We start from the raw sequence: 25975 nt of genomic DNA on the forward strand, positions 1-25975 counted from the left end.
GGCAATGCTGTAAAGGCGTTTACGCCGCCATCCGGCATACTGGAGTGTACCGATGAGCATTATCAATCCCCTGGCCTGTGCCGGACTTTATCGACTTCCCGATGGTGAGTGGTCGTTACACAGCCGCTTCTCGCAGGCGATTAACTTTTGCCATTCCGGTGGCGAGCTGTTGACGCTGTTTCGCTATGGGAAAGGAATGGGGCCGACGGGCGTGTTACTGAGCACCGCGCAGTTTTCCCGCGTGGCCCATGTTGAACGACTCATCAAACAGGGGAACACCCTGTGGGGGCAGGGCATAATGCTTGACCCTCGTCGCATACTTCGTGTGTCGCTGAGTTCTGCTGCTGTCGCTCCTGTCGATCTCTCATTCTGTACGCAACGCAGCGGCTTCTCCGGGGCGTTAAATCAACCGCTGACGGCTATGCCGTATTATCCTGAAATAATTAAGCAGCTTGCATGCTGGCATCATGGCATGATGCCGGACTGGCGCTGGCTTATTGGGTGCGGGCCAGGACTGACGCCCAGCGGCGATGATATGCTGACGGGTATGCTTGCCGTGCTGTATGCCGCCGGGTTTTCTGCGCGGCTGGGGCATTTCTTACCTCCGGCGGATCAGCTTGCGCAACTTACAACATCGGTAAGTTGCAGTTATCTGAACAGCGCCAGAATGGGGGAATTTTCAATACCGGTGCTGAAGGTGATGCGCCGTTTACAGTCAGGGCGCGACCCGCAGCCCGCGATTCAGCGTTTGCTCGCGGTTGGACACACTTCAGGCGCCGATACATTACTGGGGATAGCAATAGCGCAACGGTGGTTACAGATGGTCGACTCAAGGGGAAGGCATGCTCGATCAGGAAACAATACGCACATTTATTCGGGTTGCGGAGACGGAGAGCTTTTCCCGCGCGGCCAGTTCGCTACATAAAACGCCAGCGGCGATCAGCTATCGCATAAAAACGCTGGAGGAGCAGGTGGGAACGCAGCTCTTTTTACGCACGACCCGATCGGTCAGCCTGACTCTTGCCGGGCAGCACCTGCTTGAGCATTGCCGCCAGTGGCTTAACTGGCTGGATGCAATGCCGGACGAGCTTCAGCAGATCAACGCAGGCGTTGAGCGGCAGGTGAATATCGTTATCAATAACCTGCTGTATCAGCCGCAGACCACGGCGGACTTACTGACGTGGTTACATCAACAGTTTCCGTTTACCCGTTTTCAAATTTCCCGTCAGGTCTACATGGGCGTGTGGGATTCGCTTTTGTATGACGACTTCCAGTTAGCGATTGGCGTAACGGGCTCGGAGTCGCTCTCCAATAACATCTCTCTGCTGCCGCTGGGGGATATCAGCTGGCAGTTTGTGGTGGCGCAGAGTCATCCTTTGGCGAGCCATCCTGCACCGGTATTGTCTGACGATATGCTGCGCCGTTACCCCGCCATTAATATTGAAGATACCTCGCGAACGCTGACGCGCCGTGTTGCCTGGTTGCTGAGCGGACAAAAGGAGATCAAGGTTCCAGATCTCAGCACCAAGCTGGCCTGCCATTTAAGCGGCCTCGGCGTCGGTTTTTTACCGGAGCGATTGTGCCGTCCGTATGTCGAGTCCGGGGCGCTGGTTGCCCGCTCAGTGGTCAATCCACGCCAGCCTTCGCCGCTTTCTATCGCCTGGAAGAATGCGGGCAGCGGAAAAGTGGTGAGTGAAATCGCCGACGTCTTTAAGCAGAAGAGTGCATTAGTGAGCGGATTTCTCAGAATGGTCGATCGACCTGCGGAGTATTAACGCTGCGCGTTTCCTTGATGGGATCATGTTGAAAAATGGCATATTCGACTGTTTTTGTTTACCTTTAAAAGGTCGTTTTCGTGAGAATGATCTCATTTGCGTTTTTTTGATATGACCAAGGAATATTGAATGGAAGATTTGAATGTTGTCGACAGCATAAATGGTGCAGGCACCTGGCTGGTGCGCAACCAGGAGCTGCTGCTGAGTTATGCGGTTAACATCGTTGCGGCTATCGCTATCATCATCATCGGGATGATCGTGGCGCGTATTGTTTCCAATACCGTTAATCGCCTGATGCTGGCGCGCCATATTGATGCGACCGTGGCTGACTTTCTGTCTGCGCTGGTGCGTTACGGCATTATTGCCTTCACGCTGATTGCCGCGCTGGGGCGCGTTGGCGTACAAACGGCTTCCGTTATCGCTGTGTTGGGTGCCGCCGGTTTAGCGGTCGGTCTGGCCTTACAAGGTTCTTTGTCTAACCTCGCGGCAGGCGTACTGCTGGTGATGTTCCGTCCTTTCCGCGCGGGAGAATATGTCGATCTCGGCGGCGTCGCGGGTACTGTACTGAACGTACAAATTTTTTCGACCACCATGCGTACCGTGGACGGCAAAATTGTGGTGATCCCGAATGGCAAGATTATTGCCGGAAATATCATTAACTTTTCCCGCGAACCGGTGCGTCGTAACGAATTTATCATTGGCGTGGCGTATGACTCTGATATCGACCAGGTGAAAAAAATCCTGACCGATATTATCCAGTCTGACGAGCGTATTCTGAAAGACCGTGAAATGACGGTGCGCCTGAATGAGCTGGGCGCCTCCTCCATTAATTTCGTGGTGCGCGCATGGAGTAAAAGCGGCGATCTGCAAAATGTTTACTGGGATGTGCTGGAACGCATTAAACGTGAGTTCGATGCCGCAGGCATCAGCTTCCCGTATCCGCAGATGGACGTGAATTTCAAACGAGTGAAAGAGAACGCGGAATAAGCCGTTTCGCCCGGTGGCGCTGTCGCTTACCGGGCCTACAGGTTGTTTTGTAGGCCGGATAAGGCGTTAGCCGCCATCCGGCATTTCCTTCCCCCTTTATTAATTCCCCTAATCTGCGATTAAAATTATCAATTTCCGCTAATGATTCTCTCGCGCTATAGTCTGCGCTTAAGAGAAACAGTTCGGAATAATTATCGTGATATCTTATTATTTTCAAGGTCTTGCGCTTGGCGCGGCTATGATCCTGCCGCTCGGCCCGCAGAATGCGTTTGTGATGAATCAGGGGATTCGTCGGCAGTATCACATCATGATTGCGCTGCTTTGCGCGATCAGCGATTTAGTGCTTATTTGCGCAGGCATCTTTGGCGGCAGCGCATTGCTCATGCAGTCCCCCTGGCTGATGGCGTTAGTGACCTGGGGCGGTGTGGCGTTTTTATTGTGGTACGGTTTTGGCGCGTTAAAAACGGCAATGAGCAGTAACCTGGAACTGGCCAGCGCAGAGGTGATGAAGCAGGGGCGCTGGAAAATCATCGCCACGATGCTGGCGGTGACGTGGCTGAATCCGCACGTTTATCTGGACACTTTCGTGGTGCTGGGTAGCCTGGGCGGGCAACTGGATATGGAGCCGAAGCGTTGGTTCGCTTTGGGAACCGTCAGCGCTTCTTTCCTGTGGTTCTTCGGTCTGGCGCTGCTGGCCGCCTGGCTGGCGCCGCGACTGCGTACCGCCAAAGCCCAGCGTATCATCAATACTCTGGTAGGGCTGGTGATGTGGTTTATCGCTTTTCAACTGGCAAAAGAAGGGGTTGCACACGTTCACGCATTATTCAACTAAGCGTTGTCTGATGGACAACGCGCAGATACCCGCTAAGCTTGCCTGCATGCGCCCTGAGTTTCAGGGCGATTAACGTAACATGGAGGAGCGACAGTGAAGTTCAAAGTGATGGCCCTTGCGGCATTAGTCGGATTTAGCGCAATCCCGGTACAGGCAAATGAGTTGCCGAATGGACCGCACATCGTGACTTCCGGGACGGCAAGCGTGGATGCGACGCCTGACATCGCCACCCTGGCGATTGAAGTCAACGTGTCGGCAAAGGATGCCGCTTCCGCCAAGAAACAGGCCGATGAGCGTGTTGCGCAATACCTTTCTTTCCTTGAACAAAATCAGATTGCCAAGAAAGACATCAGCTCTGCAAACCTGCGCACTCAGCCGGACTATGACTACCAGAATGGTAAAAGTGTGCTGAAAGGCTACCGCGCGGTGCGAACCGTTGAAGTTACGCTGCGCCAGCTGGACAAACTCAACTCTCTGCTGGATGGCGCGCTGAAAGCGGGTCTGAATGAGATCCGGTCGGTGTCATTAGGCGTTGCGCAACCGGATGCCTATAAAGATAAAGCGCGTAAAGCGGCGATTGACGACGCGGTTCACCAGGCTGAGCAACTGGCTGCGGGCTTTAACAGCAAGCTGGGGCCGGTTTATAGCGTGCGTTACCACGTTTCTAATTATCAGCCGAGCCCGGTGGTGCGAATGATGAAAGCGGACGCGGCGCCTGCGGTGTCGGCCCAGGAAACCTATGAGCAGCCGACAATTCAGTTTGCTGATCAGGTCGATGTGGTGTTCCAGTTAGAACCAGCAGCAGAGACAAAAGCACAGTAAGCGTTGTTGAAACGTCTTATCCGGCCTACAAACCATCGTAGGCCCGGCAAGCGCAGCGCCCCGGGCAAATTGCCGGATGGCGGCGTAAACGCCTTATTCGGCCTACAAAATAACCTGTAGGCCTGATAAGCGTAGCGCCATCAGGCACGGCGCGTTAATCCTGCCTTAAAACCTTATGCCCATACTCCAGCAGCGCGTCAGTCACGTTGCGCATCATACGGCTTTCCGGCGCAAAACGGTGCCAGTAGAGCATCCGACGCTGGAACAGGCCAGGCGTTAAATCGATCAGCTCACCGCTCTCCAGCTCTTTCTCGATCTGCAAATGCGGGATCATACAGCAGGTGGTGCCCTGACGCGCGAGCTGTACGAAGGCTTCGGAAGAGTTAACGATATGGCACGGCACGCTGCCCGGCGGTAAATCGAAGTTCTGCTGTAAAAAGGCCTGGTGCATGTCGTCCAGATGGTCAAACGCCACTGCGGGCGCTTTCAGCAGCGCGGAACGGGTGACGCCGTTGGGGAAGTAGCGCTCGGCGAAGGGTTTTGATCCCACGAACAGATAGTCGAGCGCGCCAAGTTTGTCTACCAGGCAGCTTGGCAGCGCCTGGTGCTGAATACTCACCGCGCCAACCACTTCGCCGCGACGCAGACGTTCCTGGGTGCGGGTTTCATCTTCCACCTGCAAATTGAGGCGAATAGGCGAGTCGGCCAGAACCGGCGCCAGCGCCGGAAGCAGCCAGGTCGCCAGACTGTCGGCGTTGACCGCCAGCGACAGCAGCAGCGGCGTGGAGCCGGTTTGCTCATCGCCAAGCCACTCATCTTCCAGTAGCTCTACCTGACGCAGCAGCGCCAGCAATTTTTGTCCTTGTTCGGTAGGACGCGGCGGAACGGTACGTACCAGCAGCGGTTGCCCAAACATATTCTCAAGCTGTTTTATGCGTTGTGAGACAGCGGATTGTGTGATGCACAACTTCTGTGCGGCGCGTTCAAATCCCCGTTCACGAATCACCGCATCCAGCGCTTGTAGTGTTCTGTAGTCTGGACGTTTCATTGCTCTGAGGTACTCCTGAAATTTTTCTTATCCCGCACTATGACATAAATTTCACTCAGGTACAGACGAAATCCGCTGCTTGCGAGCGGGGCCGGAGGGATTTTTTCGTACAATGATCTATAATGCGCCTGAATTTTCACACCACAGGCGAAACGATCATGACGCAGGATGAACTGAAAAAAGCAGTAGGATGGGCGGCACTTCAGTATGTACAGCCCGGCACCATTGTGGGCGTAGGTACCGGTTCAACAGCCGCGCACTTTATTGATGCGCTGGGCACAATGAAAGGTCAGATTGAAGGGGCGGTGTCCAGCTCGGATGCATCTACTGAAAAACTCAAGAGCCTCGGCATTACCGTTTTCGATCTGAACGAAGTGGACAGCCTGGGCGTCTATGTTGATGGCGCGGATGAGATCAACGGCCACATGCAGATGATTAAAGGCGGTGGCGCGGCGCTGACGCGTGAGAAAATCATTGCTTCGGTGGCGAAGAAATTCATCTGCATCGCGGATGCCTCCAAAGAGGTCGATATTCTGGGTAAATTCCCGCTGCCGGTGGAAGTGATCCCGATGGCGCGCAGCGCTGTCGCACGCCAGTTAGTGAAGCTGGGCGGTCGTCCTGAGTACCGTCAGGGCGTAGTCACTGATAACGGCAATGTGATCCTCGACGTATACGGCATGGAAATTCTTGATCCGATCGCGATGGAAAACGCGATTAACGCCATTCCGGGCGTCGTGACCGTCGGCCTGTTCGCCAACCGTGGCGCGGATGTGGCGCTGATTGGTACGGCAGACGGCGTAAAAACTATCGTAAAATGATCTGGCGAGGGTGATTCATCCCGCGTTAAAAAAATTTGGCAGGGCAAATTTGGTGACTTGTGTCACGTTTTTGATGTTGCCCTGCCGATCTCTCCAAAGAAAATCTTATCCCCAGCATTTTCCTCTGCCATTTCACGCTGAATGATATTTCTTCAGAGTGGTGACGCAAACGTTCATATTGCCGCAATAGTTTTTTTTGATATGTTGAAAGGCGGATACAAATCCACATACAACACATCAGTTTCGATAAAAAGACAGGGTCGGGGAAATGGCAAAGGTATCACTGGAGAAAGACAAGATTAAATTTCTGCTGGTTGAAGGTGTGCACCAAAAGGCACTCGAAAACCTTCGCGCGGCAGGTTATACCAACATCGAATTTCACAAAGGCGCTCTGGATACTGAGCAGTTGAAAGAGTCCATCCGTGATGCCCATTTCATTGGCCTGCGATCCCGAACCCATCTGACCGAAGATGTGATTGACGCCGCAGAGAAACTGGTGGCGATTGGATGTTTCTGCATCGGCACCAACCAGGTTGATCTGAGCGCAGCGGCAAAACGCGGAATCCCCGTGTTTAACGCGCCGTTCTCCAACACGCGTTCTGTTGCGGAGCTGGTGATTGGCGAGCTGCTGCTACTGCTTCGCGGCGTGCCGGAAGCGAACGCGAAAGCGCACCGTGGCGTGTGGAACAAACTGGCGGCCGGTTCGTTTGAAGCGCGCGGCAAAAAGCTGGGGATCATCGGTTACGGCCACATTGGCACGCAGTTGGGCATTCTGGCGGAATCGCTGGGCATGCACGTCTTCTTCTACGATATTGAAAATAAACTGCCGCTGGGCAACGCGACCCAGGTACAGCATCTTTCCGATCTGCTGAACATGAGCGACGTTGTGAGCCTGCATGTGCCGGAAAACGCCTCCACCAAAAATATGATGGGCGCGACGGAAATCGCACTGATGAAACCGGGCGCGCTGCTGATCAACGCGTCTCGCGGTACGGTGGTGGACATCCCGGCGCTGTGCGATGCGCTGGCGAGCAAACACCTGGCGGGCGCAGCTATCGACGTGTTCCCGACGGAACCTGCGACCAACAGCGATCCGTTTACTTCTCCGCTATGTGAATTCGACAATGTGCTTCTGACGCCGCATATCGGCGGTTCTACCCAGGAAGCGCAGGAGAACATCGGCCTTGAAGTGGCAGGCAAACTGACGAAGTATTCTGATAACGGCTCTACGCTGTCTGCGGTGAACTTCCCGGAAGTCTCCCTGCCGCTGCACGGCGGTCGTCGTCTGATGCACATCCATGAAAATCGTCCAGGCGTGCTGACCGCGCTTAACCAGATTTTTGCCGAGCAGGGCGTTAACATCGCCGCGCAGTATCTGCAAACGTCTGCCCAGGTCGGTTACGTGGTGATTGATATCGAAGCGGATGAAGATGTGGCGGAGAAAGCCCTGCTGGCGATGAAAGCGCTACCGGGTACGATTCGCGCTCGTCTGCTGTACTAATTTGTATACTGTGCCGGGTGGCGGCTATGCCTCACCCGGCCTGTGAGATCGGCTCGTAGGTCGGGTAAGCGTAGCGCCATCAGGCAATTCACTGTGGCCACTCCCACACTTTTGACGGCGTCACCACCGCAGGCAGCGGGATATCCCACTCTTCGACAGGCAACTTTTCCACTAACTGACAATCGTGCGCATAACCCACCGGTTGGATCTTATGCTGTCGCCAGTTCTGCAACGTTCTGTCGTAGAACCCGCCGCCCATTCCCAGACGCTGGCCGTCTTCGTCGAAAGCGACTAACGGTGTAACCAGCACATCTAACTGAGAGAGCGGCAGCACGTCACGCACGTCCAGCTTCGGCTCCTGAATTTTCAGACGATTCATCACCAGCGAGCTTTGCGGATGATAATGCAGAAACAGTAAATTGCCGGGGCTGAACGGATGGAGAACCGGTAAATACACGCGTTTTCCCGCGCGCCAGAGCTGCTCAATCAAGGGTTGCGTGTCCAGCTCGCCATCAAATGAAAGAAACACCGCGACGGTGTGGGCAAGAACCACGGGAGGATAAGCAAGCATTCTGGTGGCGGCCTGTTGACCGAACGCAGTTTGCTGTTGAGACGTCAGCGTACGGCGACGTTGCCGAATCATCTGGCGGATTTCTTGTCGGGATAAAAGAAGTTCAGGAAGTTGCGTCATGGCTGTCGCCAGGTAGAAGGGGAATCTCCGAGATGCCGCCGCAGGCTGTAACCCTTGAACCCTTGGTTCAAGGTGAATGCGTCGTCACGGTTTTAAGGCTTCTCGGACTAGCCGAGCATGCTCACCAACCATGGAGCGCCACATTCTTGTGGTATGAAATATCGGCTCAGGGGACTAGCCCGCTTGCAAACATCTCAGAGAAATTTTGTCTTCACGGTCACTCTACCATAGTAAACCGAAAAGTGTTATTCAAAGTTTTGGCCCGTTTTTTCGGTTATGCGACCCTGATCAAGCAACGCCTGTTCAATGGTCTGTTGAAGCATCCGAATTCGTTGTTCCATGCTCGCCGCGTAGTCGCGGGTCTTCGCTTTTTCCTGAGTTAATTCATAGCTGATGTTCAATGCGGCAATGAAAACCAGCTGCTCAGTATTTGTGACTCTAGTGCGAACTTTTAGATCTTGCAACCGCTGATTCAGATCGTCCGCAGCCTGATTCAACGCATCCCTTTGTTCAGGCGGGCAATTCACGCGGAGTGAACGGCCAAAAATTTGGATATCGACGGGTTGTGCAGACATGCCACCTTCCTGCTGATTGACTGCGCTGCCTTCGCCTCCAGACCCTGGGTCGGCGAAGGGGCGACACTATAGCTACCCCGGTGTGAAGATACAAGCCCTTTTCTGGTTCACCAGGGTCCAAAGTGGTAGCATATCATGAATATCCTCCCTTTGATGACGAATGCTTATGTCTATACAGAACGAAATGCCTGGTTACAACGAAATGAACCAGTTTTTGAACCAACAGGGGACGGGGTTAACCCCGGCCGAAATGCACGGTTTGATCAGTGGGATGATTTGCGGCGGCAACAACGACAGCTCATGGCAGCCGCTGTTGCACGACCTGACGAACGAGGGGCTGGCCTTTGGTCACGAACTGGCGCAGGCGCTGCGTAAAATGCACGCGGCAACCAGCGACGCGCTGGAAGACGACGGCTTCCTTTTTCAGCTTTTTCTGCCTGAAGGCGACGACGTGAGCGTGTTCGATCGCGCTGATGCGCTGGCCGGCTGGGTTAACCACTTTTTACTGGGGCTTGGCGTCACGCAGCCTAAGCTGGATAAAGTGACCGGCGAAACCGGTGAAGCCATTGACGATCTGCGCAACATCGCCCAGCTCGGTTATGACGAAGACGAAGATCAGGAAGAGCTGGAGATGTCGCTCGAAGAGATCATCGAATATGTGCGGGTTGCGGCGCTGCTGTGCCACGACACCTTTACGCGTCAGCAGCCGACGGCGCCGGAAGTCCAGAAACCGACTCTGCACTAAGAACGTAAACGCAATGGAGAGTGTTATGAGCGATATATCTCAGCAGGAGTATCAGCGTCGCCGCCAGGCATTACTGGCGCAAATGCAGCCGGGCAGCGCCGCGTTGATTTTTGCAGCTCAGGAAGCCACGCGCAGCGCGGACAGTGAATATCCGTATCGCCAGAGCAGTGATTTCTGGTATTTCACCGGTTTTAACGAGCCGGAAGCGGTGCTGGTGCTGATTAAAAGCGATGACACTCATAACCACAGCGTTTTGTTTAACCGCGTTCGCGATCTGACGGCGGAGATCTGGTTTGGCCGCCGCCTGGGGCAGGACGCCGCGCCGGAAAAACTGGGCGTGGATCGCGCGCTGGCGTTCAGCGAAATCAACCAGCAGCTTTATCAGTTACTCAATGGCCTTGACGTGGTTTACCACGCGCAGGGCGAATATGCGTATGCCGACGAGATTGTTTTCGCCGCGCTGGATAAACTGCGTAAAGGTTCCCGACAGAACCTGACTGCACCGGCGACGATGACCGACTGGCGGCCAATGGTGCACGAGATGCGCCTGTTTAAATCGCCGGAAGAGATTGCCGTTATGCGTCGCGCGGGCGAGATCAGCGCGCTGGCGCATACCCGCGCAATGAAAAAATGCCGTCCGGGGATGTTCGAATATCAACTGGAAGGTGAAATTCACCACGAATTTAACCGTCACGGCGCGCGCTATCCGTCCTATAACACCATTGTCGGCAGCGGTGAGAACGGCTGCATCCTCCACTACACCGAAAATGAAAGCGAAATGCGCGACGGCGATCTGGTGTTGATCGACGCCGGATGCGAATACAAAGGTTATGCTGGCGACATTACGCGTACTTTCCCGGTGAACGGCAAATTTACGCCCGCCCAGCGCGAAATCTACGATATCGTGCTGGCGTCGCTGGAAACCAGCTTACGGCTGTTTCGTCCGGGAACGTCTATCCAGGAGGTCACGGGAGAAGTGGTGCGCATCATGATCGCGGGGCTGGTGAATCTGGGCATTTTGCAGGGTGACGTGGAGCAGTTGATCGCGGAAAACGCCCATCGTCCATTCTTTATGCATGGTCTTAGCCACTGGCTGGGGCTGGACGTACACGATGTCGGCGTTTACGGGCAGGATCGCTCCCGCGTGCTGGAGCCGGGTATGGTGCTCACCGTTGAACCGGGTCTGTACATCGCGCCGGACGCCGACGTGCCGGAAGCGTATCGCGGCATCGGCATCCGTATTGAAGATGACATTGTCATTACGGAAACGGGCAACGAAAACCTGACCGCCAGCGTAGTGAAAAAAGCGGACGATATTGAAGCCTTAATGGCGGCGGCGCGTCAGCTATGAGCGTGATTATTGTTGGCGGCGGTATGGTGGGCGCGACGCTGGCGCTGGCCCTTTCTCAGCTTAGCCACGGCAAACTGGCCGTGCACCTGATTGAAGCGAGCGCGCCTGAAGCCGCCGCGCATCCCGGGTTCGACGCCCGGGCGATCGCGCTGGCGGCAGGCACCTGTCAGCAACTGGCGCGGATTGGCGTCTGGCAGGCGATTGCTGATTGCGCAACGGCGATCAACACGGTACATGTCAGCGATCGCGGCCATGCCGGTTTTGTCACTCTGGACGCGCAGGATTACAGCATCGCTGCGTTGGGGCAGGTTGTGGAGCTGCATGATGTCGGTCAGCGACTGTTTGCGCTGTTGCGCAAAGCGCCGGGCGTGACGCTGCATTGCCCGGATCGCGTTGCCAGCGTGGCGCGAACGCAAGAAAAGGTGAATGTCACTCTGGAAAATGGCGACGTGATTTCTGGTCATGTCGTGGTGGCGGCCGACGGTACGCACTCCGCTCTGGCGACCGCCTGCGGCGTGGACTGGCAGCAGCAGCCTTATGAACAACTGGCGGTGATCGCCAACGTTGCGACCGCTATCGCGCATGACGGACGTGCGTTTGAACGCTTTACCCAACACGGCCCGCTGGCGATGTTGCCGATGTCTGAAGGTCGCTGTTCGCTGGTGTGGTGCCATCCGCTTGAACAGCGCGATGAGATCATGCGCTGGTCGGATGAACGTTTTTGCCATGAGCTACAGTCGGCGTTTGGCTGGCGGCTGGGACGAATCACCCATGCGGGTAAGCGCAGCGCTTATCCGTTAGCGCTCACCACGGCGGCCAAAGCGATAACCCATCGCACCGTGCTGGTCGGCAATGCGGCGCAGACGCTGCATCCTATCGCCGGGCAAGGGTTTAACCTGGGGCTGCGCGATGTGATGAGCCTTGCCGAAACGCTGGTGCAGGCGCATGAGTCTGGGGCAGACGTCGGCGAGTACGGCGTGCTTTCTGAGTACCAGTCGCGCCGTCAGGCTGACAGAGAGGCGACGGTTGGCATAACGGATAGCCTGGTGCATCTGTTTGCTAACCGCTGGGCGCCGCTGGTTGCCGGGCGCAACGTCGGCTTAATGGCGATGGAGTTATTGCCTCCCCTTCGCGACACGTTGGCAAAACGGACGTTGGGCTGGGTCGCACGATAATTCACCGGTAGGTCGGAATAAAGAAGTAGGCCTGATTAGCGCAGCGCCATCAGGCAATGCCGTGGAAGTAATGTAATGCCGGATAGTGGCTTTGCCTTATCCGGCCTACGGTTTTTGATTGTCCTATTTTCAGGAGTACACAGTGCAAAGTGTTGATGTAGCCATTGTTGGCGGAGGCATGGTAGGCCTGGCTGTCGCCTGCGGTTTGCAGGGCAGCGGTTTACGCGTGGCCGTTCTGGAACAGCGCGTTCCACAGCCGCTGGCGAGCGACGCTCCCCCGGCATTACGCGTGTCGGCTATCAATGCCGCCAGTGAAAAACTGCTTACGCGTCTTGGGGTCTGGTCAGACATTCTTGCTCGCCGCGCAAGCTGCTACCACGGTATGGAAGTCTGGGATAAAGACAGCTTTGGCCGCATCGAGTTTGATGACAAAAGCATGGGATACAGCCACCTGGGGCACATCATTGAAAATTCGGTGATCCACTACGCGCTATGGCAAAAGGCGCAGCAGTCAGCGGATATTACCCTGATGGCGCCGGCTGAATTGCAGCAGGTCGCCTGGGGAGAAAATGAAACCTTCCTGACCCTGAAAGATGGCGCGATGCTGACGGCAAGGCTGGTGATTGGCGCAGACGGCGCGAACTCCTGGCTGCGCAACAAAGCGGATATTCCGCTGACCTTCTGGGATTACCGTCATCATGCGCTGGTGGCGACCATCCGCACCGAAGAGGCGCACGGCGCCGTTGCGCGTCAGGCGTTTCATGGCGAAGGCATCCTGGCGTTCCTGCCATTAAGCGATCCGCATCTGTGTTCCATTGTCTGGTCGCTGTCTCCGCAGGACGCTGAGCATATGCAGCAGGCGAGTGAGGATGCGTTCAATCGGGCGCTGAACGTCGCATTTGATAACCGCCTCGGCTTATGCCGCGTTGAGAGCGAACGCCAGGTGTTCCCGCTGACGGGACGCTATGCGCGTCAGTTTGCCGCACACCGGCTGGCGCTGGTGGGCGACGCCGCACATACCATCCATCCGCTGGCGGGGCAGGGGGTGAACCTCGGCTTTATGGACGCCGCAGAGTTGATCGATGAACTCAAACGTCTGCAACGCCAGGGCAAAGACATTGGTCAATACCTCTATTTGCGTCGCTACGAGCGCAGCCGTAAGCACAGCGCCGCGATGATGCTGGCAGGTATGCAAGGTTTTCGCGAACTGTTTGCCGGAGAGAACCCGGCGAAGAAATTGCTGCGCGATATTGGTCTGAAACTGGCCGATACTCTCCCGGGCGTAAAACCGCAACTGATTCGTCAGGCGATGGGATTGAACGATCTGCCTGAGTGGCTCCGCTAAGCATTTCCCTCCTGCTTCTGAGAGTTTGAAACCCGTCACATTTTCCTCTCCCGGCCTTCGCGCCGGGACGCTTTCCTCATTTGAAATAATCTAATTTCACCTCTCTTTTCGCATTAGTTTTTTTAATATTACGATTTTCAACTATCGTCATTTTTGACATTTTTTCCACATTTAATATTGATATGTGCGGGATAGTTGCGTATTTGATTATCGTTTATGGAGGTTTTTTGTTTATTTCATGGTTTTTTATGCTGAGGCGGGTTTGGCGTTTTTTGGTCATAAGCTAATGTGATGGTTAATTTTGCCTTATGGTTTAGCGTCTGCTTCGGTGGTAAGTTCAGGTAAAAGAGAACGTTTGCGTCGAAGCCCTGGAGTGGCTGCGACGCCGGGTTTCGTGGCGAAGATTTCACCATGAAATGGTTGTAAGCCCCGCTTATTCAATGAGGACAAGATGGCTCAACAGACTCCTTTATACGAACAACACACGCTTTGTGGCGCGCGCATGGTGGATTTCCATGGCTGGATGATGCCGCTGCACTATGGTTCTCAACTTGATGAGCACCATGCAGTTCGCACTGATGCCGGTATGTTTGATGTGTCGCATATGACCATCGTCGATCTACGCGGCAGCCGCACCCGGGAGTTTTTGCGTTATCTGCTGGCGAATGACGTGGCGAAACTCACAAAGACCGGTAAAGCCCTCTACTCTGGTATGCTCAATGCCTCGGGCGGCGTGATAGATGACCTGATTGTCTATTACTTCACTGAAGATTTCTTCCGCCTCGTTGTAAACTCCGCCACCCGCGAAAAAGACCTCTCCTGGATTACCCAACACGCCGAACCTTACGCCATCGACATCACCGTTCGTGACGACCTGTCGCTGATTGCGGTACAGGGGCCGAATGCGCAGGCGAAAGCGGCCACGCTGTTTACTGAAGAACAGCGCAAGGCGGTGGCAGGCATGAAACCGTTCTTTGGCGTGCAGGCGGGCGATCTGTTTATTGCAACAACCGGTTATACCGGCGAAGCAGGCTATGAAATTGCAATGCCAAACGAAAAGGCGGCGGATTTCTGGCGTGCGCTGGTGGAATCCGGCGTGAAGCCGTGTGGCCTGGGCGCGCGCGATACGCTGCGTCTGGAAGCGGGTATGAACCTGTATGGTCAGGAGATGGATGAAGGCGTCTCTCCGCTGGCGGCGAATATGGGCTGGACCATCGCCTGGGAACCGGCCGATCGCGATTTTATTGGTCGCGAGGCGCTGGAAGTCCAGCGTGAAAAAGGCACCGAACAACTGGTGGGTCTGGTTATGACCGAGAAAGGCGTACTGCGTAATGAACTGCCGGTACGCTTTACCGATGCCCAGGGGAATCAGCTGGAAGGCATTATTACCAGCGGCACTTTCTCTCCGACGCTGGGTTACAGCATTGCGCTGGCGCGCGTTCCGGCGGGTATTGGCGAGACGGCGATCGTGCAGATCCGCAACCGCGAAATGCCAGTAAAAGTCACTAAACCTGTTTTTGTGCGTAACGGCAAAGCCGTCGCGTGATTCATCCTTTTTTGGAGATTTATTGATGAGCAACGTACCTGTAGAACTGAAATACAGCAAAGAACACGAATGGCTGCGCAAAGAAGCAGACGGTACTTACACGGTTGGCATCACGGAACACGCTCAGGAATTGCTGGGTGATATGGTTTTTGTCGATCTGCCAGACGTCGGCGCCACCGTTGCGGCGGGCGATGACTGCGCGGTAGCAGAATCGGTAAAAGCCGCTTCTGACATTTATGCGCCGGTGAGCGGTGAGATTGTGGCGGTAAACGACGCGCTCAGCGACTCCCCTGAACTGGTCAACAGCGAGCCGTATGCGGGTGGCTGGATCTTCAAAATCAAAGCCAGCGACGAAAGCGAAATCGACTCGCTGCTGGATGCAACCGCATACGAAGCATTGTTAGAAGACGAATAAATACGCTTCATCCTTCACGCAGCAGGTGTGTTGGCTTCCTCGCTCACCCCAGTCACTTACTTAGGTAAGCTCCTGGGGGTTCTCTGCGTCGCCGCCGTCCTGCAACGTGAATGATTTTGCGTATTCGTTTTCGCACGCGTAGGCCCGGTAAGCGTTAGCGCCACCGGGCAATTGAGCCAGAGACAATCACGATTCACTGCACGTTTCAGGAACCATCGCCCATGACACAGACGCTAAGCCAGCTTGAAAACAGCGGCGCTTTCATTGAACGCCACATTGGACCGGACGCCGCACAGCAGCAAGAGATGCTGAATACCGTTGGCGCCGAGTCGTTAAACGCGCTGATCGGCCAGATTGTGCCGAAAGACATTCAGCTTGCCACGCCGCCGCAGGTAGGTGAAGCGGCGACGGAATACGCCGCGCTGGCCGAATTAAAAGCGATTGCCGGTCGCAACAAGCGCTTCACGTCTTACATTGGCATGGGTTATACCGCGGTGCAGCTGCCGCCGGTTATCCTGCGCAATATGCTGGAAAATCCGGGCTGGTACACTGCGTATACGCCTTATCAGCCGGAAGTTTCGCAGGGGCGTCTGGAAGCGCTGCTGAATTTCCAGCAGGTGACGCTGGATCTGACCGGGCTGGATATGGCCTCCGCTTCGTTGCTGGATGAAGCAACCGCTGCCGCAGAAGCGATGGCGATGGCAAAACGCATCAGCAAACTGAAAAACGCCAACCGTTTCTTTGTCGCCTCTGACGTTCACCCGCAAACGCTGGACGTCGTGCGCACCCGCGCGGAGACCTTCGGTTTTGATGTGATCGTCGATGACGCGGAAAAAGTGCTGGATCACCAGGATGTGTTCGGCGTGCTGTTGCAGCAGGTTGGCACCACCGGTGAAGTCCACGACTACAGCGCGCTGATTAGCGAACTGAAATCACGTAAAGTTATCGTCAGCGTGGCCGCCGATTTTATGGCGCTGGTGCTGCTGACGGCGCCGGGTAAACAGGGCGCGGACATTGTGTTCGGCTCTGCGCAACGCTTCGGCGTACCGATGGGCTACGGCGGCCCACACGCGGCGTTCTTTGCCGCCAAAGATGAATTCAAACGTTCCATGCCGGGCCGTATTATCGGCGTATCGAAAGATGCGGCGGGCAATACCGCACTGCGCATGGCGATGCAGACTCGCGAACAGCATATCCGTCGCGAGAAAGCGAACTCCAATATTTGTACTTCGCAGGTGCTGCTGGCCAACATTGCCAGCCTGTATGCCGTTTATCACGGCCCGGTTGGGCTGAAGCGCATTGCTAATCGCATTCACCGCCTGACCGACATTCTGGCGGCGGGCCTGCAACAAAAAGGGCTGAAACTGCGCCATGCGCATTACTTCGACACCCTGTGCGTAGAGGTGGCCGATAAAGCCGCCGTCCTGGCGCGCGCGGAAGCCGCAGAGATCAACCTGCGCAGCGACATCCACAATGCTGTCGGCATCACGCTGGATGAAACGACAACCCGCGAAAACGTGCTGCAACTGTTCTCTGTACTGCTGGGCGACGACCACGGTCTGAACATTGATACGCTGGATAAAGACGTGGCGCACGATAGCCGCTCTATCCAGGAGAGTATGCTGCGTGATGACGCGATCCTGACGCACCCGGTGTTCAACCGTTACCACAGCGAAACGGAGATGATGCGCTACATGCACTCGCTGGAGCGTAAAGATCTGGCGCTGAACCAGGCAATGATCCCGCTGGGTTCCTGTACCATGAAGCTGAACGCTGCGGCGGAGATGATCCCCATCACCTGGCCGGAATTTGCGGAACTGCATCCGTTCTGCCCGGCAGATCAGGCGGAAGGGTATCATCAGATGATCAACCAGCTTTCTGACTGGCTGGTGAAACTGACGGGCTATGACGCCGTGTGTATGCAGCCGAACTCCGGCGCGCAGGGCGAATACGCGGGTCTGCTGGCGATTCGTCATTATCATGAAAGCCGCAACGACGGGCATCGCGATATCTGTCTGATCCCGGCCTCCGCTCACGGCACCAACCCGGCTTCCGCACAGATGGCGGGTATGCAGGTGGTGGTGGTCGCATGCGATAAGAACGGCAACATCGATCTGGCGGATCTGCGCGCTAAAGCCGAGCAGGCGGGTGACAATCTCTCCTGCATCATGGTGACTTACCCATCCACCCACGGCGTGTACGAAGAAACCATTCGTGAAGTGTGCGAGATTGTGCATCAGTTCGGCGGCCAGGTATACCTCGATGGCGCAAACATGAACGCGCAGGTTGGCATTACCTCTCCAGGCTTCATCGGCGCGGATGTTTCACACCTCAACCTGCATAAAACCTTCTGCATTCCGCACGGCGGCGGCGGCCCTGGTATGGGGCCGATCGGCGTGAAATCACATCTGGCGCCGTTTGTTCCGGGTCACAGCGTGGTGCAGATCGAAGGGATGCTGACCCGTCAGGGCGCGGTGTCCGCCGCACCGTTCGGCAGCGCATCCATTCTGCCGATCAGCTGGATGTACATCCGCATGATGGGCGCGGAAGGGCTGAAGCAGGCGAGCCAGGTGGCGATTCTGAACGCCAACTATATCGCCAGCCGCCTGAAAGATGCGTATCCGGTGCTGTATACCGGTCGCGATGGCCGCGTGGCGCACGAGTGTATTCTCGACATCCGTCCGCTGAAAGAAGAGACCGGCATCAGCGAGCTGGATATTGCCAAGCGTTTGATCGACTACGGTTTCCACGCGCCGACCATGTCGTTCCCGGTGGCGGGAACGTTGATGGTTGAACCGACGGAATCTGAAAGCAAAATGGAGCTGGATCGCTTTATCAATGCGATGCTGGCGATTCGTGCGGAAATCGATCGCGTGAAAGCTGGTGAGTGGCCGCTGGAGGATAACCCGCTGGTTAACGCGCCGCACACGCAGAATGAGCTGGTCGCGGAGTGGAACCACGGATACAGCCGTGAAGTCGCGGTGTTCCCGGCGGGGGTAGCGAACAAGTACTGGCCGACCGTGAAACGCCTTGATGACGTTTACGGCGACCGTAACCTGTTCTGCTCCTGCGTACCGATGAGCGAATATCAGTAATCTCTCTGCCATGCTGTAGGCCGGGTAAGCGCAAGCGCTACCCGGCTTTTTTTTATTCGGAGACAGAACTTGTAGGCCGGATAAGGTATTAGCCGCCACCCGGCAAAAAATTACAGCTTCTCGCCGTTGCTGGCGATAACCTCTTTATACCAGGTAAAACTTTTCTTCCGCGAGCGTGACATATCGCCGCTACCGTCGTCATGCTTGTTCACGTAAATAAAACCGTAACGCTTGCTGTATTGTCCGGTCGTGAATGACACGCAGTCGATGCAGCCCCACGGCGTATAGCCCATCAGATCCACGCCATCATACGTCACCGCTTTCATCATCTCTTCTACGTGAGCACGCAGATAGTCGATGCGGTAATCGTCGTTGATGCTGCCGTCTTCTTCCACTTTGTCGTAGGCGCCAAACCCATTTTCCACAATAAACAGCGGCTTCTGATAGCGTTCATACAGCTCGCACAGGGAATAACGCAGGCCGACCGGGTCAATCTGCCAGCCCCAGTCGGAAGCTTTGACGTGCGGATTCGGCACGCTGCCCTCGAAGCCGGAAATGGCATCGCCGCTACCGCCTTCCGCTTTTACTGCGTTAGTCATGTAATAGCTGAAGCCAAGGTAATCGCAGGTGCCTTCGCGCAGAATCTCCGCGTCGCCAGCGTCCATGTTGATGTTAAAGCCGCGACGTTCCCATTCGTTCAGTACATAAGACGGGTAGTAGCCGCGTAGCTGAACGTCGGTAAACACATAGCGCTCACGCATGGATTCCTGCGCGAACATGACATCTTCTGGCTTACAGGAAAACGGATAGAGCGCGACCATCGCCAGCATACAGCCGACCTTCATCTCCGGGTTGATGCGGCGTGCCGCCTTCACCGCCAGCGCGCTGGCGACGAACTGGTGGTGCAGCACCTGATACATGGTTTCTTCCGGGTTTTCATGTTCGGTATACACCACGCCGGAACAGCAGTAGCCAAACAGCGGCGCGCGCCAGTTGCGCTGGTTGTTGATCTCGTTGAAGGTCATCCAGTATTTGACTTTGTGCTTGTAGCGCTCAAATACCACCTCCGCGAAGCGGACGAAGAAATCCACCACTTTACGGTTGGTCCAGCCGCCGTATTGCTGTACCAGATGCAGCGGCATTTCAAAGTGGGAGAGGGTGATGACCGGTTCGATGTTGTATCTGAGCAACTCATCGAACATATCATCGTAGAATTTCAGCCCTTCTTCGTTCGGTTGCGTCTCGTCACCCTGCGGGAAAATGCGGGTCCAGGCGATGGAGGTGCGAAAGCATTTAAACCCCATCTCGGCGAACAGCTTAATGTCTTCTTTATAGTGACCGTAAAAATCGACCGCTTCATGGTTCGGATAATATTTACCCGCTACGACTTGTCGGGTGATTTCACGCGGTACGCCATGTGCTCCGCCGGTCAGCACATCACAGATGCTCGGCCCTTTGCCGCCTTTGTTCCAGCCGCCTTCAACCTGATGAGCGGCAACTGCGCCGCCCCATAAGAAATCTTTTGGTAAGGTGAGTTTTTTCATTGTTGCTCAATCTCAAATTAATACAATCTGATTTTGAGTCTAACAAAGGAAGGCAAAAAGTCACGATATAACAAAATAGCGTTGGTGTAATTTGTTACGCCCAAAAAACAAATTGTTTTTTTACGCTAATTTTTTCGCCAGCTTACGGCCTAATGATTCAAGAATATAGATAACGGGGATCTGCGTTGTAATATCATAAACGCCGGCAATACGGGTTTGTGGTACATGCCAGGAGAGATTAAAATCGGCCAGCTTTGCCAGCGCCGAGTGTTCATGGCTGGTAATCGACAGCACTTTGCAGTTGTGCAGGCTGAACTGGCTGGCAAAACGCAGGATCTCCGCAGTCTCTCCCGATACTGAAAGCACAATCGCCAGCGCGTTTTTTGCCATGTCGTTGGTGACCGGAAAATAAGGATCGTCAATATGATTACTGAATTTCCCGACGTTAGAGAAAAAACGTGCGCCATATTTTGCCAGCGCGCCGGAAGTTCCTGCGCCGACAAATATAATACGTTCGGAAGATAAAATGATATCGACAGCCTGATCGAGTAATTTATCAAACTCATCGTTATTGACGCTTTTAAAGAAACTGATAATTTCGCTGGCGCCAAAATTAGCCTGTTGCGGTTCATCCTGCTCTAAATATAATTTAAAGCGCACGCGGAATTCAGAGTAGCCGTCACAGTGTAGTTTGCGACAAAAGCGCAGCACGGTGGTGGTGGAAACGCCCACGGCATCAGCCAGTTCGCGAATGGTCATGTACATGACTTTGTCACGGTTTTTGATGACATAGTTGTAGACCAGCATCTCAAGATTGTTGAGACTGGCGATGGCAGCGTGGGAGAACATACTCACAATGGCAAAACTCACTCATCAGACTTCATCTACAGGGAATAATAACATGCAGCCAAATGACATCACTTTTTTTCAGCGTTTCCAGGATGACATTCTGGCCGGACGCAAAACTATCACCATTCGTGACGAGTCCGAATCACACTTCAAAGCCGGGGATATTCTACGGGTTGGACGCTTCGAAGATGAGGGTTACTTCTGCACAATTGAGGTTGTTGGCACTTCAACCGTCACGCTGGAGACGCTGACGGAAAAACATGCCCGGCAGGAAAACATGACGCTTGAAGAACTTAAACATGTGATTGCCGGGATTTACCCGGATCAGACGCAATTTTATGTGATTGATTTTAAATGCCTTTGATTTTAATGAACAACTGTTAGTTGAAAAGTAAGTTTCAACATCATGATTTAAAAAGATTAATCTTAAGTTGATATTTATTTTAGCTAACAGGTGTTCACTGGAACCATTCTCAGTTACGCTAGGAACGCTATCACGATTGTGAACGTTCTTTGGAGTAAGCTATGGTGCAGAAACCATTAATCGCACAGGGATATTCGCTGGCAGAGGAAATTGCCAATAGCATCAGCCACGGTATTGGGTTGGTGTTTGGTATTGTCGGTCTGGTGCTGTTACTGGTTCAGGCGGTAGACGCGAATGCCAGTGCAACGGCTATTACCAGCTACAGCCTGTACGGCGGCAGCATGATCCTGCTGTTTCTTGCTTCAACCCTCTACCACGCGATTCCGCATCAGCGGGCGAAGATCTGGCTGAAAAAATTCGACCACTGCGCTATCTATCTGCTGATTGCCGGAACCTATACGCCGTTTTTGCTGGTGGGGCTGGATTCGCCGCTGGCGCGTGGGCTGATGATTGTCATCTGGAGCCTGGCGCTGCTCGGTATTTTATTCAAGCTGACTATTGCCCACCGGTTTAAGGTTCTCTCGCTGGTAACGTATTTAACGATGGGGTGGCTGTCGCTGATTGTAGTTTATCAACTGGCGATCAAACTGGCGGCGGGAGGCGTGACGCTGCTGGCGGTCGGCGGCGTGGTCTATTCGCTAGGCGTGATTTTCTACGTCTGCAAACGCATTCCCTATAACCATGCAATCTGGCACGGGTTCGTGCTGGGCGGCAGCGTGTGCCACTTTCTGGCGATCTATCTGTACGTAGGGCAGGTCTGACACACTGTTGCCGGATAGCGGCTACGCCTTATCCGGCCTACGAGGGATGGGGCCTGAAACCCAACTGCCGGATGGCGGCTAATACCTTATCCGGCCTACATGGCGCACTGAACCGTAGGCCTTAAAGCTGCGCGCCATCAGGCGTATTTTTTTACTCTTCCAGCGAATAGGGCAGCGGTACGATGTGCAGGGTATTCGCATCATCGCGTACGCGAAATACGCTGTCAGCTTCCATATCGTTGTTCATGACCACCTGCACCAGAACCTGGCCGTCATCCAGTTGCACTGCCGCAAGAACGGTGCCGGTACGACGCCAGTTCTCACCCATCTGCAACTCCAGATCTTCTCCGGCTTCCGGTACGCGGCTGGCTTTACCTGCCAGAGACCAGAGCGCGCGTTTGTTCGCACCGCGGAATTTTGCCCGGGCGACCATCTCCTGCCCGCTGTAGCAGCCTTTCTTAAAGCTGATGCCGCCCAGCGCCTGTAGGTTGGTTGCCTGCGGTATAAATTGCCCGCTGTTCGCGGAGTCAATGACCGGAATGCCCGCTTCAATATCCAGCGCCAGCCACTGCTGGCTGTTGTTCAGCGCCGCTTCGCCACGCAGTTTTTCAGTCAGGGATTCAGCCGTGGCGACATCCGTAATCAGCAGAAAACGTTCCGCCGGATGTTCAAACCAAAGCAGGGTGGACGCCCCTTCGCTCACGACCTGTTTTTCGCTGTTCGGTAACTCGCTAAAGATATTCGCCAGCGCTGCGCGAGCCTGAAAACCAGCGATACCGAGCAGAACACGCTCATCGTCAGGCACGATCGCGACTTTAGAGAACACGGCGTATTTTTTCAGCTCGGTCAGTTGGGCCTCGCGCAGACTGCGGCGTTCAATCCAGGCAAAACCGTCGCCGTCGCGGAACAGACGCAGGTTGCTCCACATCTTCCCTTTTGCATCGCAATGGGCGACCAGTAAGTGTTGCTGTTCGGTAAGCTGGTTGACGTCCGCAGTAACCTGACCTTGCATATACTTCTCGCTGTCGGCGCCGGTGATCGAGGCCAGCGCCCAGTCATCGAGAGTGATCAGCGTCAGAGGCAAACGGGCTGACGCGGACGGTTGACGAGGAGGAAAAGGTGTAAAAGCCATAATAATGTCCTGATTTGCTTAACGCAGTAATAGTGACTAATGGTAAAAGAGCTATAGCCCATTGCAAGCGGTTTAAACATCCCATTTGTGCCTTATCGCCCGCTTTGCGAGGCGCGATGCAAAATCGATGAACCCTTTGACTTAATGTGGTTTTATTTGCCGATCATGCTTCCGTTTATGGAGATTCCCGTAAAAGAACATGAAAAACACGTTACAATAGCCGGGTACTTCATTTTCGCGAGACAGGAAGAAGAACATGGATATTAATAACAAAGCACGTATTCATTGGGCATGCCGTCGCGGTATGCGTGAGCTCGACATTTCCATCATGCCGTTTTTCGAACATGAGTACGATAACTTAAGCGATGAAGAAAAATGCATCTTTGTTCGTTTGCTGGAATGCGACGATCCTGATTTATTTAACTGGTTGATGAACCACGGTAAACCGGGGGATGCAGAACTGGAACAAATGGTGAAACTCATCCAGACACGGAATCGGGAACGTGGTCCTGTGGCAATCTGATTTACGCGTCTCCTGGCGCGCACAATGGCTCTCTTTGCTCATTCATGGGCTTGTCGCCGCATTGGTTTTATTGATGCCCTGGCCATTGAGCTACACGCCGCTCTGGCTGATATTGCTTTCGCTGGTGGTGTTCGACTGTGTGCGCAGTCAGCGGCGGATTAATACCCGACAGGGCGAAATTAAACTGCTGATGGATGGGCGTTTACGTTGGCAAGGGCAAGACTGGACGATTCAGGGCCCGCCCTGGATGCTTAAAACTGGCATGATGCTGCGTTTGCGCGCCGACAGCGGGAAGCGTCAGCACTTGTGGCTGGCGGCAGACAGCATGGATGACGCCGAGTGGCGGGATTTACGGCGGTTAATGTTGCAACAGGCGACGCAGGGGTAACGCCAACGAAGGCCTGATGGCGCGCAGCTTTAAGGCCTACGGTTCGGTGCGCCATGCAGGCCGGACAGGGCGTTCACGCCGCTATCCGGCAAAACGGTCAGCAGGAATAGTGCTCTGCCATCTCACCGAGAATTTGCTCGCACCAGGCCTGGATGCGCTCATCGCTGAGATCGTACTGGTTGGTTTCATCCAGCGCCAGGCCGACAAAAAGTTGCCCATCGGCAATGACCGGTTTCGGGCTGGTGAACTCATAGCCTTCGGTAGGCCAGTAGCCGACAAATTTAACGCCTTTGGTGACAAGTTTGTCATGCAGCATACCCAGCGCATCCAGGAACCACTCGCCGTAGCCCAACTGGTCGCCCATGCCGTAGAGCGCGACAATTTTGCCTTCCAGCTTGAGATCGTCCAGTTGATTCCAGACGGCTTCCCAGTCTTCCTGTATTTCACCAAAATCCCAGGTCGGAATGCCTAAAATGAGCACATCGTACTGCTCCATTAAGGTCGGAGAGTCATCCTTGAGGTTGTGTAATGTGACCAGTTCCGGGCCAATAATGTCGCGAATTTTTTCCGCTGCCATTTCGGTATAGCAGGTGCTGGAACCATAAAAAAGGCCGATATTCATGACGTACTGCTCTCGATTCTTGCGATGACGATGCGGCTAGTGTACCAGAAAGGCGTCGGCTTCAGGCATAATGGCGTTGATTTAACACGCAGAGGGGCCCGAGATGGATAAGGATCTGGCGCGTATCGAGCAGTTTCTCGATGCCCTGTGGCTGGAGCGTAATCTGGCGGAAAATACGCTGAGCGCGTATCGGCGCGACTTGTCGATGGTGGTCGAATGGTTGCATCATCGTGGAAAAACGCTGGCGACGGTGCAGAGCGATGATTTACAAACGCTGCTGGCGGAACGTATGGATGGCGGGTATAAAGCCACCAGTTCCGCACGGTTGTTGAGCGCCACGCGGCGCTTCTTTCAGCATCTGTACCGTGAAAAATTTCGTGAGGACGATCCGAGCGCGCAGCTCGCGTCGCCCAAACTTCCGCAGCGTTTGCCAAAAGATCTCAGCGAAGCACAAGTTGAGAGATTATTACAGTCGCCAGTTGTTGACCAACCGCTGGAATTACGCGACAAAGCAATGCTGGAAGTGCTGTATGCGACGGGCCTGCGCGTTTCTGAGCTGGTTGGGCTGACCATGAGCGATATCAGTTTGCGCCAGGGCGTCGTGCGGGTTATCGGTAAAGGCAATAAAGAACGTCTGGTGCCGTTGGGCGAAGAGGCGGTGTACTGGCTGGAGATGTATCTGGAGCACGGGCGCCCGTGGCTGCTGAACGGCGTGTCGATTGACGTTTTATTTCCCAGCCAGCGGGCGCAACAAATGACGCGTCAGACCTTCTGGCACCGCATTAAACACTATGCCGTGCTGGCGGGAATCGACAGCGAAAAGCTGTCGCCGCACGTTTTGCGTCACGCTTTCGCCACCCATTTGCTGAATCATGGCGCTGACTTACGCGTTGTACAGATGCTGCTTGGGCATAGCGATCTCTCGACCACACAAATTTATACTCATGTCGCAACGGAGCGCTTGCGTCAACTTCATCAACAGCATCACCCGCGAGCGTGAGTGCTGACAGG

Annotated in this window: 26 protein-coding genes and 1 other RNA gene; 19 read left to right on the forward strand and 8 right to left on the reverse strand. The window is 54.6% G+C overall.

The window, feature by feature from the left end:
- Positions 1-52: 52 nt before the first annotated feature.
- The 5 genes from OGX80_RS14575 to OGX80_RS14595 all read left to right on the forward strand — a co-directional run bounded on the left by OGX80_RS14575 (position 53) and on the right by OGX80_RS14595 (position 4416).
- Positions 53-925 carry an oxamate carbamoyltransferase subunit AllH family protein gene (locus OGX80_RS14575; protein ID WP_115181178.1) on the forward strand — a complete coding sequence of 291 codons (873 nt, stop codon included), beginning with the start codon at positions 53-55 and terminating at the stop codon, positions 923-925.
- Complete coding sequence (gene allS / locus OGX80_RS14580) at positions 843-1775, forward strand: HTH-type transcriptional activator AllS (protein ID WP_058668063.1); 933 nt, start codon at positions 843-845, stop codon at positions 1773-1775. Before OGX80_RS14575 ends, allS begins: the two co-directional genes overlap by 83 nt.
- A 129-nt stretch (positions 1776-1904) precedes the next feature.
- Positions 1905-2762, forward strand: coding sequence for a small-conductance mechanosensitive channel MscS (locus tag OGX80_RS14585; RefSeq protein WP_012135025.1), 858 nt, complete (start codon positions 1905-1907; stop codon positions 2760-2762).
- Positions 2763-2958: 196 nt separating this feature from the next.
- On the forward strand, positions 2959-3594 hold the full coding sequence (gene argO / locus OGX80_RS14590; protein WP_058668062.1) for an arginine exporter ArgO: 636 nt from the start codon (positions 2959-2961) through the stop codon (positions 3592-3594).
- Positions 3595-3687: 93 nt separating this feature from the next.
- Positions 3688-4416, forward strand: a complete 729-nt coding sequence (locus OGX80_RS14595) for an oxidative stress defense protein (RefSeq protein WP_012135022.1) — start codon at positions 3688-3690, stop codon at positions 4414-4416.
- A 154-nt stretch (positions 4417-4570) separates the two neighbouring features.
- On the opposite strand, the gene argP is transcribed toward OGX80_RS14595, so the two are convergent.
- Positions 4571-5464: a DNA-binding transcriptional regulator ArgP gene (gene argP / locus OGX80_RS14600; RefSeq protein WP_012135021.1), complete on the reverse strand. Its 894-nt coding sequence runs from the start codon at positions 5462-5464 to the stop codon at positions 4571-4573.
- A gap of 158 nt (positions 5465-5622) precedes the next feature.
- On the opposite strand from argP, the gene rpiA reads away from it, so the two are divergent.
- Positions 5623-6282, forward strand: coding sequence for a ribose-5-phosphate isomerase RpiA (gene rpiA, locus OGX80_RS14605; protein ID WP_024130929.1), 660 nt, complete (start codon positions 5623-5625; stop codon positions 6280-6282).
- Between the two features lie 268 nt (positions 6283-6550).
- Positions 6551-7783 (forward strand): phosphoglycerate dehydrogenase, encoded by a 1233-nt coding sequence (gene serA, locus OGX80_RS14610; RefSeq protein ID WP_047461397.1) that lies wholly within the window; start codon positions 6551-6553, stop codon positions 7781-7783.
- A gap of 88 nt (positions 7784-7871) precedes the next feature.
- Here serA and OGX80_RS14615 read toward each other — a convergent pair whose 3' ends face one another.
- The 3 genes from OGX80_RS14615 to zapA all read right to left on the reverse strand — a co-directional run bounded on the left by OGX80_RS14615 (position 7872) and on the right by zapA (position 9049).
- Positions 7872-8474 (reverse strand): 5-formyltetrahydrofolate cyclo-ligase, encoded by a 603-nt coding sequence (locus OGX80_RS14615; RefSeq protein WP_047461402.1) that lies wholly within the window; start codon positions 8472-8474, stop codon positions 7872-7874.
- A gap of 20 nt (positions 8475-8494) precedes the next feature.
- A non-coding RNA gene (gene ssrS, locus OGX80_RS14620) (6S RNA) lies at positions 8495-8678 on the reverse strand.
- A gap of 41 nt (positions 8679-8719) precedes the next feature.
- On the reverse strand, positions 8720-9049 hold the full coding sequence (gene zapA, locus OGX80_RS14625; protein ID WP_006686880.1) for a cell division protein ZapA: 330 nt from the start codon (positions 9047-9049) through the stop codon (positions 8720-8722).
- A 166-nt stretch (positions 9050-9215) separates the two neighbouring features.
- Between zapA and ygfB the strand changes: the two genes are divergently transcribed.
- From ygfB to gcvP, 7 genes are all read left to right on the forward strand, one after another.
- A complete protein-coding gene (gene ygfB / locus OGX80_RS14630) occupies positions 9216-9794 on the forward strand; it encodes a UPF0149 family protein YgfB (protein ID WP_123907426.1) in 579 nt (192 codons plus the stop codon).
- A gap of 25 nt (positions 9795-9819) precedes the next feature.
- On the forward strand, positions 9820-11145 hold the full coding sequence (pepP, locus tag OGX80_RS14635) for a Xaa-Pro aminopeptidase (protein WP_049008277.1): 1326 nt from the start codon (positions 9820-9822) through the stop codon (positions 11143-11145).
- Complete coding sequence (ubiH, locus tag OGX80_RS14640; RefSeq protein ID WP_049008276.1) at positions 11142-12320, forward strand: 2-octaprenyl-6-methoxyphenyl hydroxylase; 1179 nt, start codon at positions 11142-11144, stop codon at positions 12318-12320. Before pepP ends, ubiH begins: the two co-directional genes overlap by 4 nt.
- 142 nt (positions 12321-12462) lie before the next feature.
- On the forward strand, positions 12463-13665 hold the full coding sequence (gene ubiI / locus OGX80_RS14645; protein WP_047461414.1) for an FAD-dependent 2-octaprenylphenol hydroxylase: 1203 nt from the start codon (positions 12463-12465) through the stop codon (positions 13663-13665).
- Between the two features lie 451 nt (positions 13666-14116).
- A complete protein-coding gene (gcvT, locus tag OGX80_RS14650; protein WP_047461417.1) occupies positions 14117-15211 on the forward strand; it encodes a glycine cleavage system aminomethyltransferase GcvT in 1095 nt (364 codons plus the stop codon).
- A 25-nt stretch (positions 15212-15236) separates the two neighbouring features.
- On the forward strand, positions 15237-15626 hold the full coding sequence (gene gcvH / locus OGX80_RS14655) for a glycine cleavage system protein GcvH (RefSeq protein WP_012135010.1): 390 nt from the start codon (positions 15237-15239) through the stop codon (positions 15624-15626).
- A gap of 221 nt (positions 15627-15847) precedes the next feature.
- Positions 15848-18721 carry an aminomethyl-transferring glycine dehydrogenase gene (gene gcvP / locus OGX80_RS14660; RefSeq protein ID WP_047461420.1) on the forward strand — a complete coding sequence of 958 codons (2874 nt, stop codon included), beginning with the start codon at positions 15848-15850 and terminating at the stop codon, positions 18719-18721.
- 110 nt (positions 18722-18831) lie between these two features.
- Here gcvP and bglA read toward each other — a convergent pair whose 3' ends face one another.
- Together bglA and OGX80_RS14670 are read right to left on the reverse strand one after the other, a co-directional pair.
- Positions 18832-20265, reverse strand: a complete 1434-nt coding sequence (gene bglA, locus OGX80_RS14665) for a 6-phospho-beta-glucosidase BglA (protein ID WP_012135007.1) — start codon at positions 20263-20265, stop codon at positions 18832-18834.
- 120 nt (positions 20266-20385) lie between these two features.
- Positions 20386-21114: a MurR/RpiR family transcriptional regulator gene (locus OGX80_RS14670; RefSeq protein ID WP_012135006.1), complete on the reverse strand. Its 729-nt coding sequence runs from the start codon at positions 21112-21114 to the stop codon at positions 20386-20388.
- Positions 21115-21166: 52 nt separating this feature from the next.
- Between OGX80_RS14670 and yqfB the strand changes: the two genes are divergently transcribed.
- Both yqfB and trhA read left to right on the forward strand, forming a co-directional pair.
- Entirely contained in the window at positions 21167-21478 is a 312-nt protein-coding gene (gene yqfB, locus OGX80_RS14675) for a N(4)-acetylcytidine aminohydrolase (protein ID WP_114848307.1), read from the forward strand.
- A 161-nt stretch (positions 21479-21639) separates the two neighbouring features.
- A complete protein-coding gene (gene trhA, locus OGX80_RS14680) occupies positions 21640-22299 on the forward strand; it encodes a PAQR family membrane homeostasis protein TrhA (protein ID WP_012135004.1) in 660 nt (219 codons plus the stop codon).
- Between the two features lie 151 nt (positions 22300-22450).
- On the opposite strand, the gene ygfZ is transcribed toward trhA, so the two are convergent.
- Entirely contained in the window at positions 22451-23431 is a 981-nt protein-coding gene (gene ygfZ, locus OGX80_RS14685) for a tRNA-modifying protein YgfZ (protein ID WP_058668058.1), read from the reverse strand.
- 256 nt (positions 23432-23687) lie between these two features.
- On the opposite strand from ygfZ, the gene sdhE reads away from it, so the two are divergent.
- Complete coding sequence (gene sdhE / locus OGX80_RS14690; RefSeq protein ID WP_024130922.1) at positions 23688-23954, forward strand: FAD assembly factor SdhE; 267 nt, start codon at positions 23688-23690, stop codon at positions 23952-23954.
- Positions 23935-24342 (forward strand): protein YgfX, encoded by a 408-nt coding sequence (locus OGX80_RS14695; RefSeq protein ID WP_024130921.1) that lies wholly within the window; start codon positions 23935-23937, stop codon positions 24340-24342. Before sdhE ends, OGX80_RS14695 begins: the two co-directional genes overlap by 20 nt.
- Before the next feature lie 97 nt (positions 24343-24439).
- Here OGX80_RS14695 and fldB read toward each other — a convergent pair whose 3' ends face one another.
- On the reverse strand, positions 24440-24964 hold the full coding sequence (fldB, locus tag OGX80_RS14700; protein WP_012134999.1) for a flavodoxin FldB: 525 nt from the start codon (positions 24962-24964) through the stop codon (positions 24440-24442).
- A gap of 103 nt (positions 24965-25067) precedes the next feature.
- Here fldB and xerD point away from each other — a divergent pair, with 103 nt between their 5' ends.
- Positions 25068-25964 (forward strand): site-specific tyrosine recombinase XerD, encoded by an 897-nt coding sequence (gene xerD, locus OGX80_RS14705; RefSeq protein WP_115181179.1) that lies wholly within the window; start codon positions 25068-25070, stop codon positions 25962-25964.
- Positions 25965-25975: the final 11 nt, after the last annotated feature.

The sequence above is a fragment of the Citrobacter sp. CK194 genome (assembly GCF_030333395.1).
GTDB lineage: Bacteria > Pseudomonadota > Gammaproteobacteria > Enterobacterales > Enterobacteriaceae > Citrobacter_B > Citrobacter_B koseri.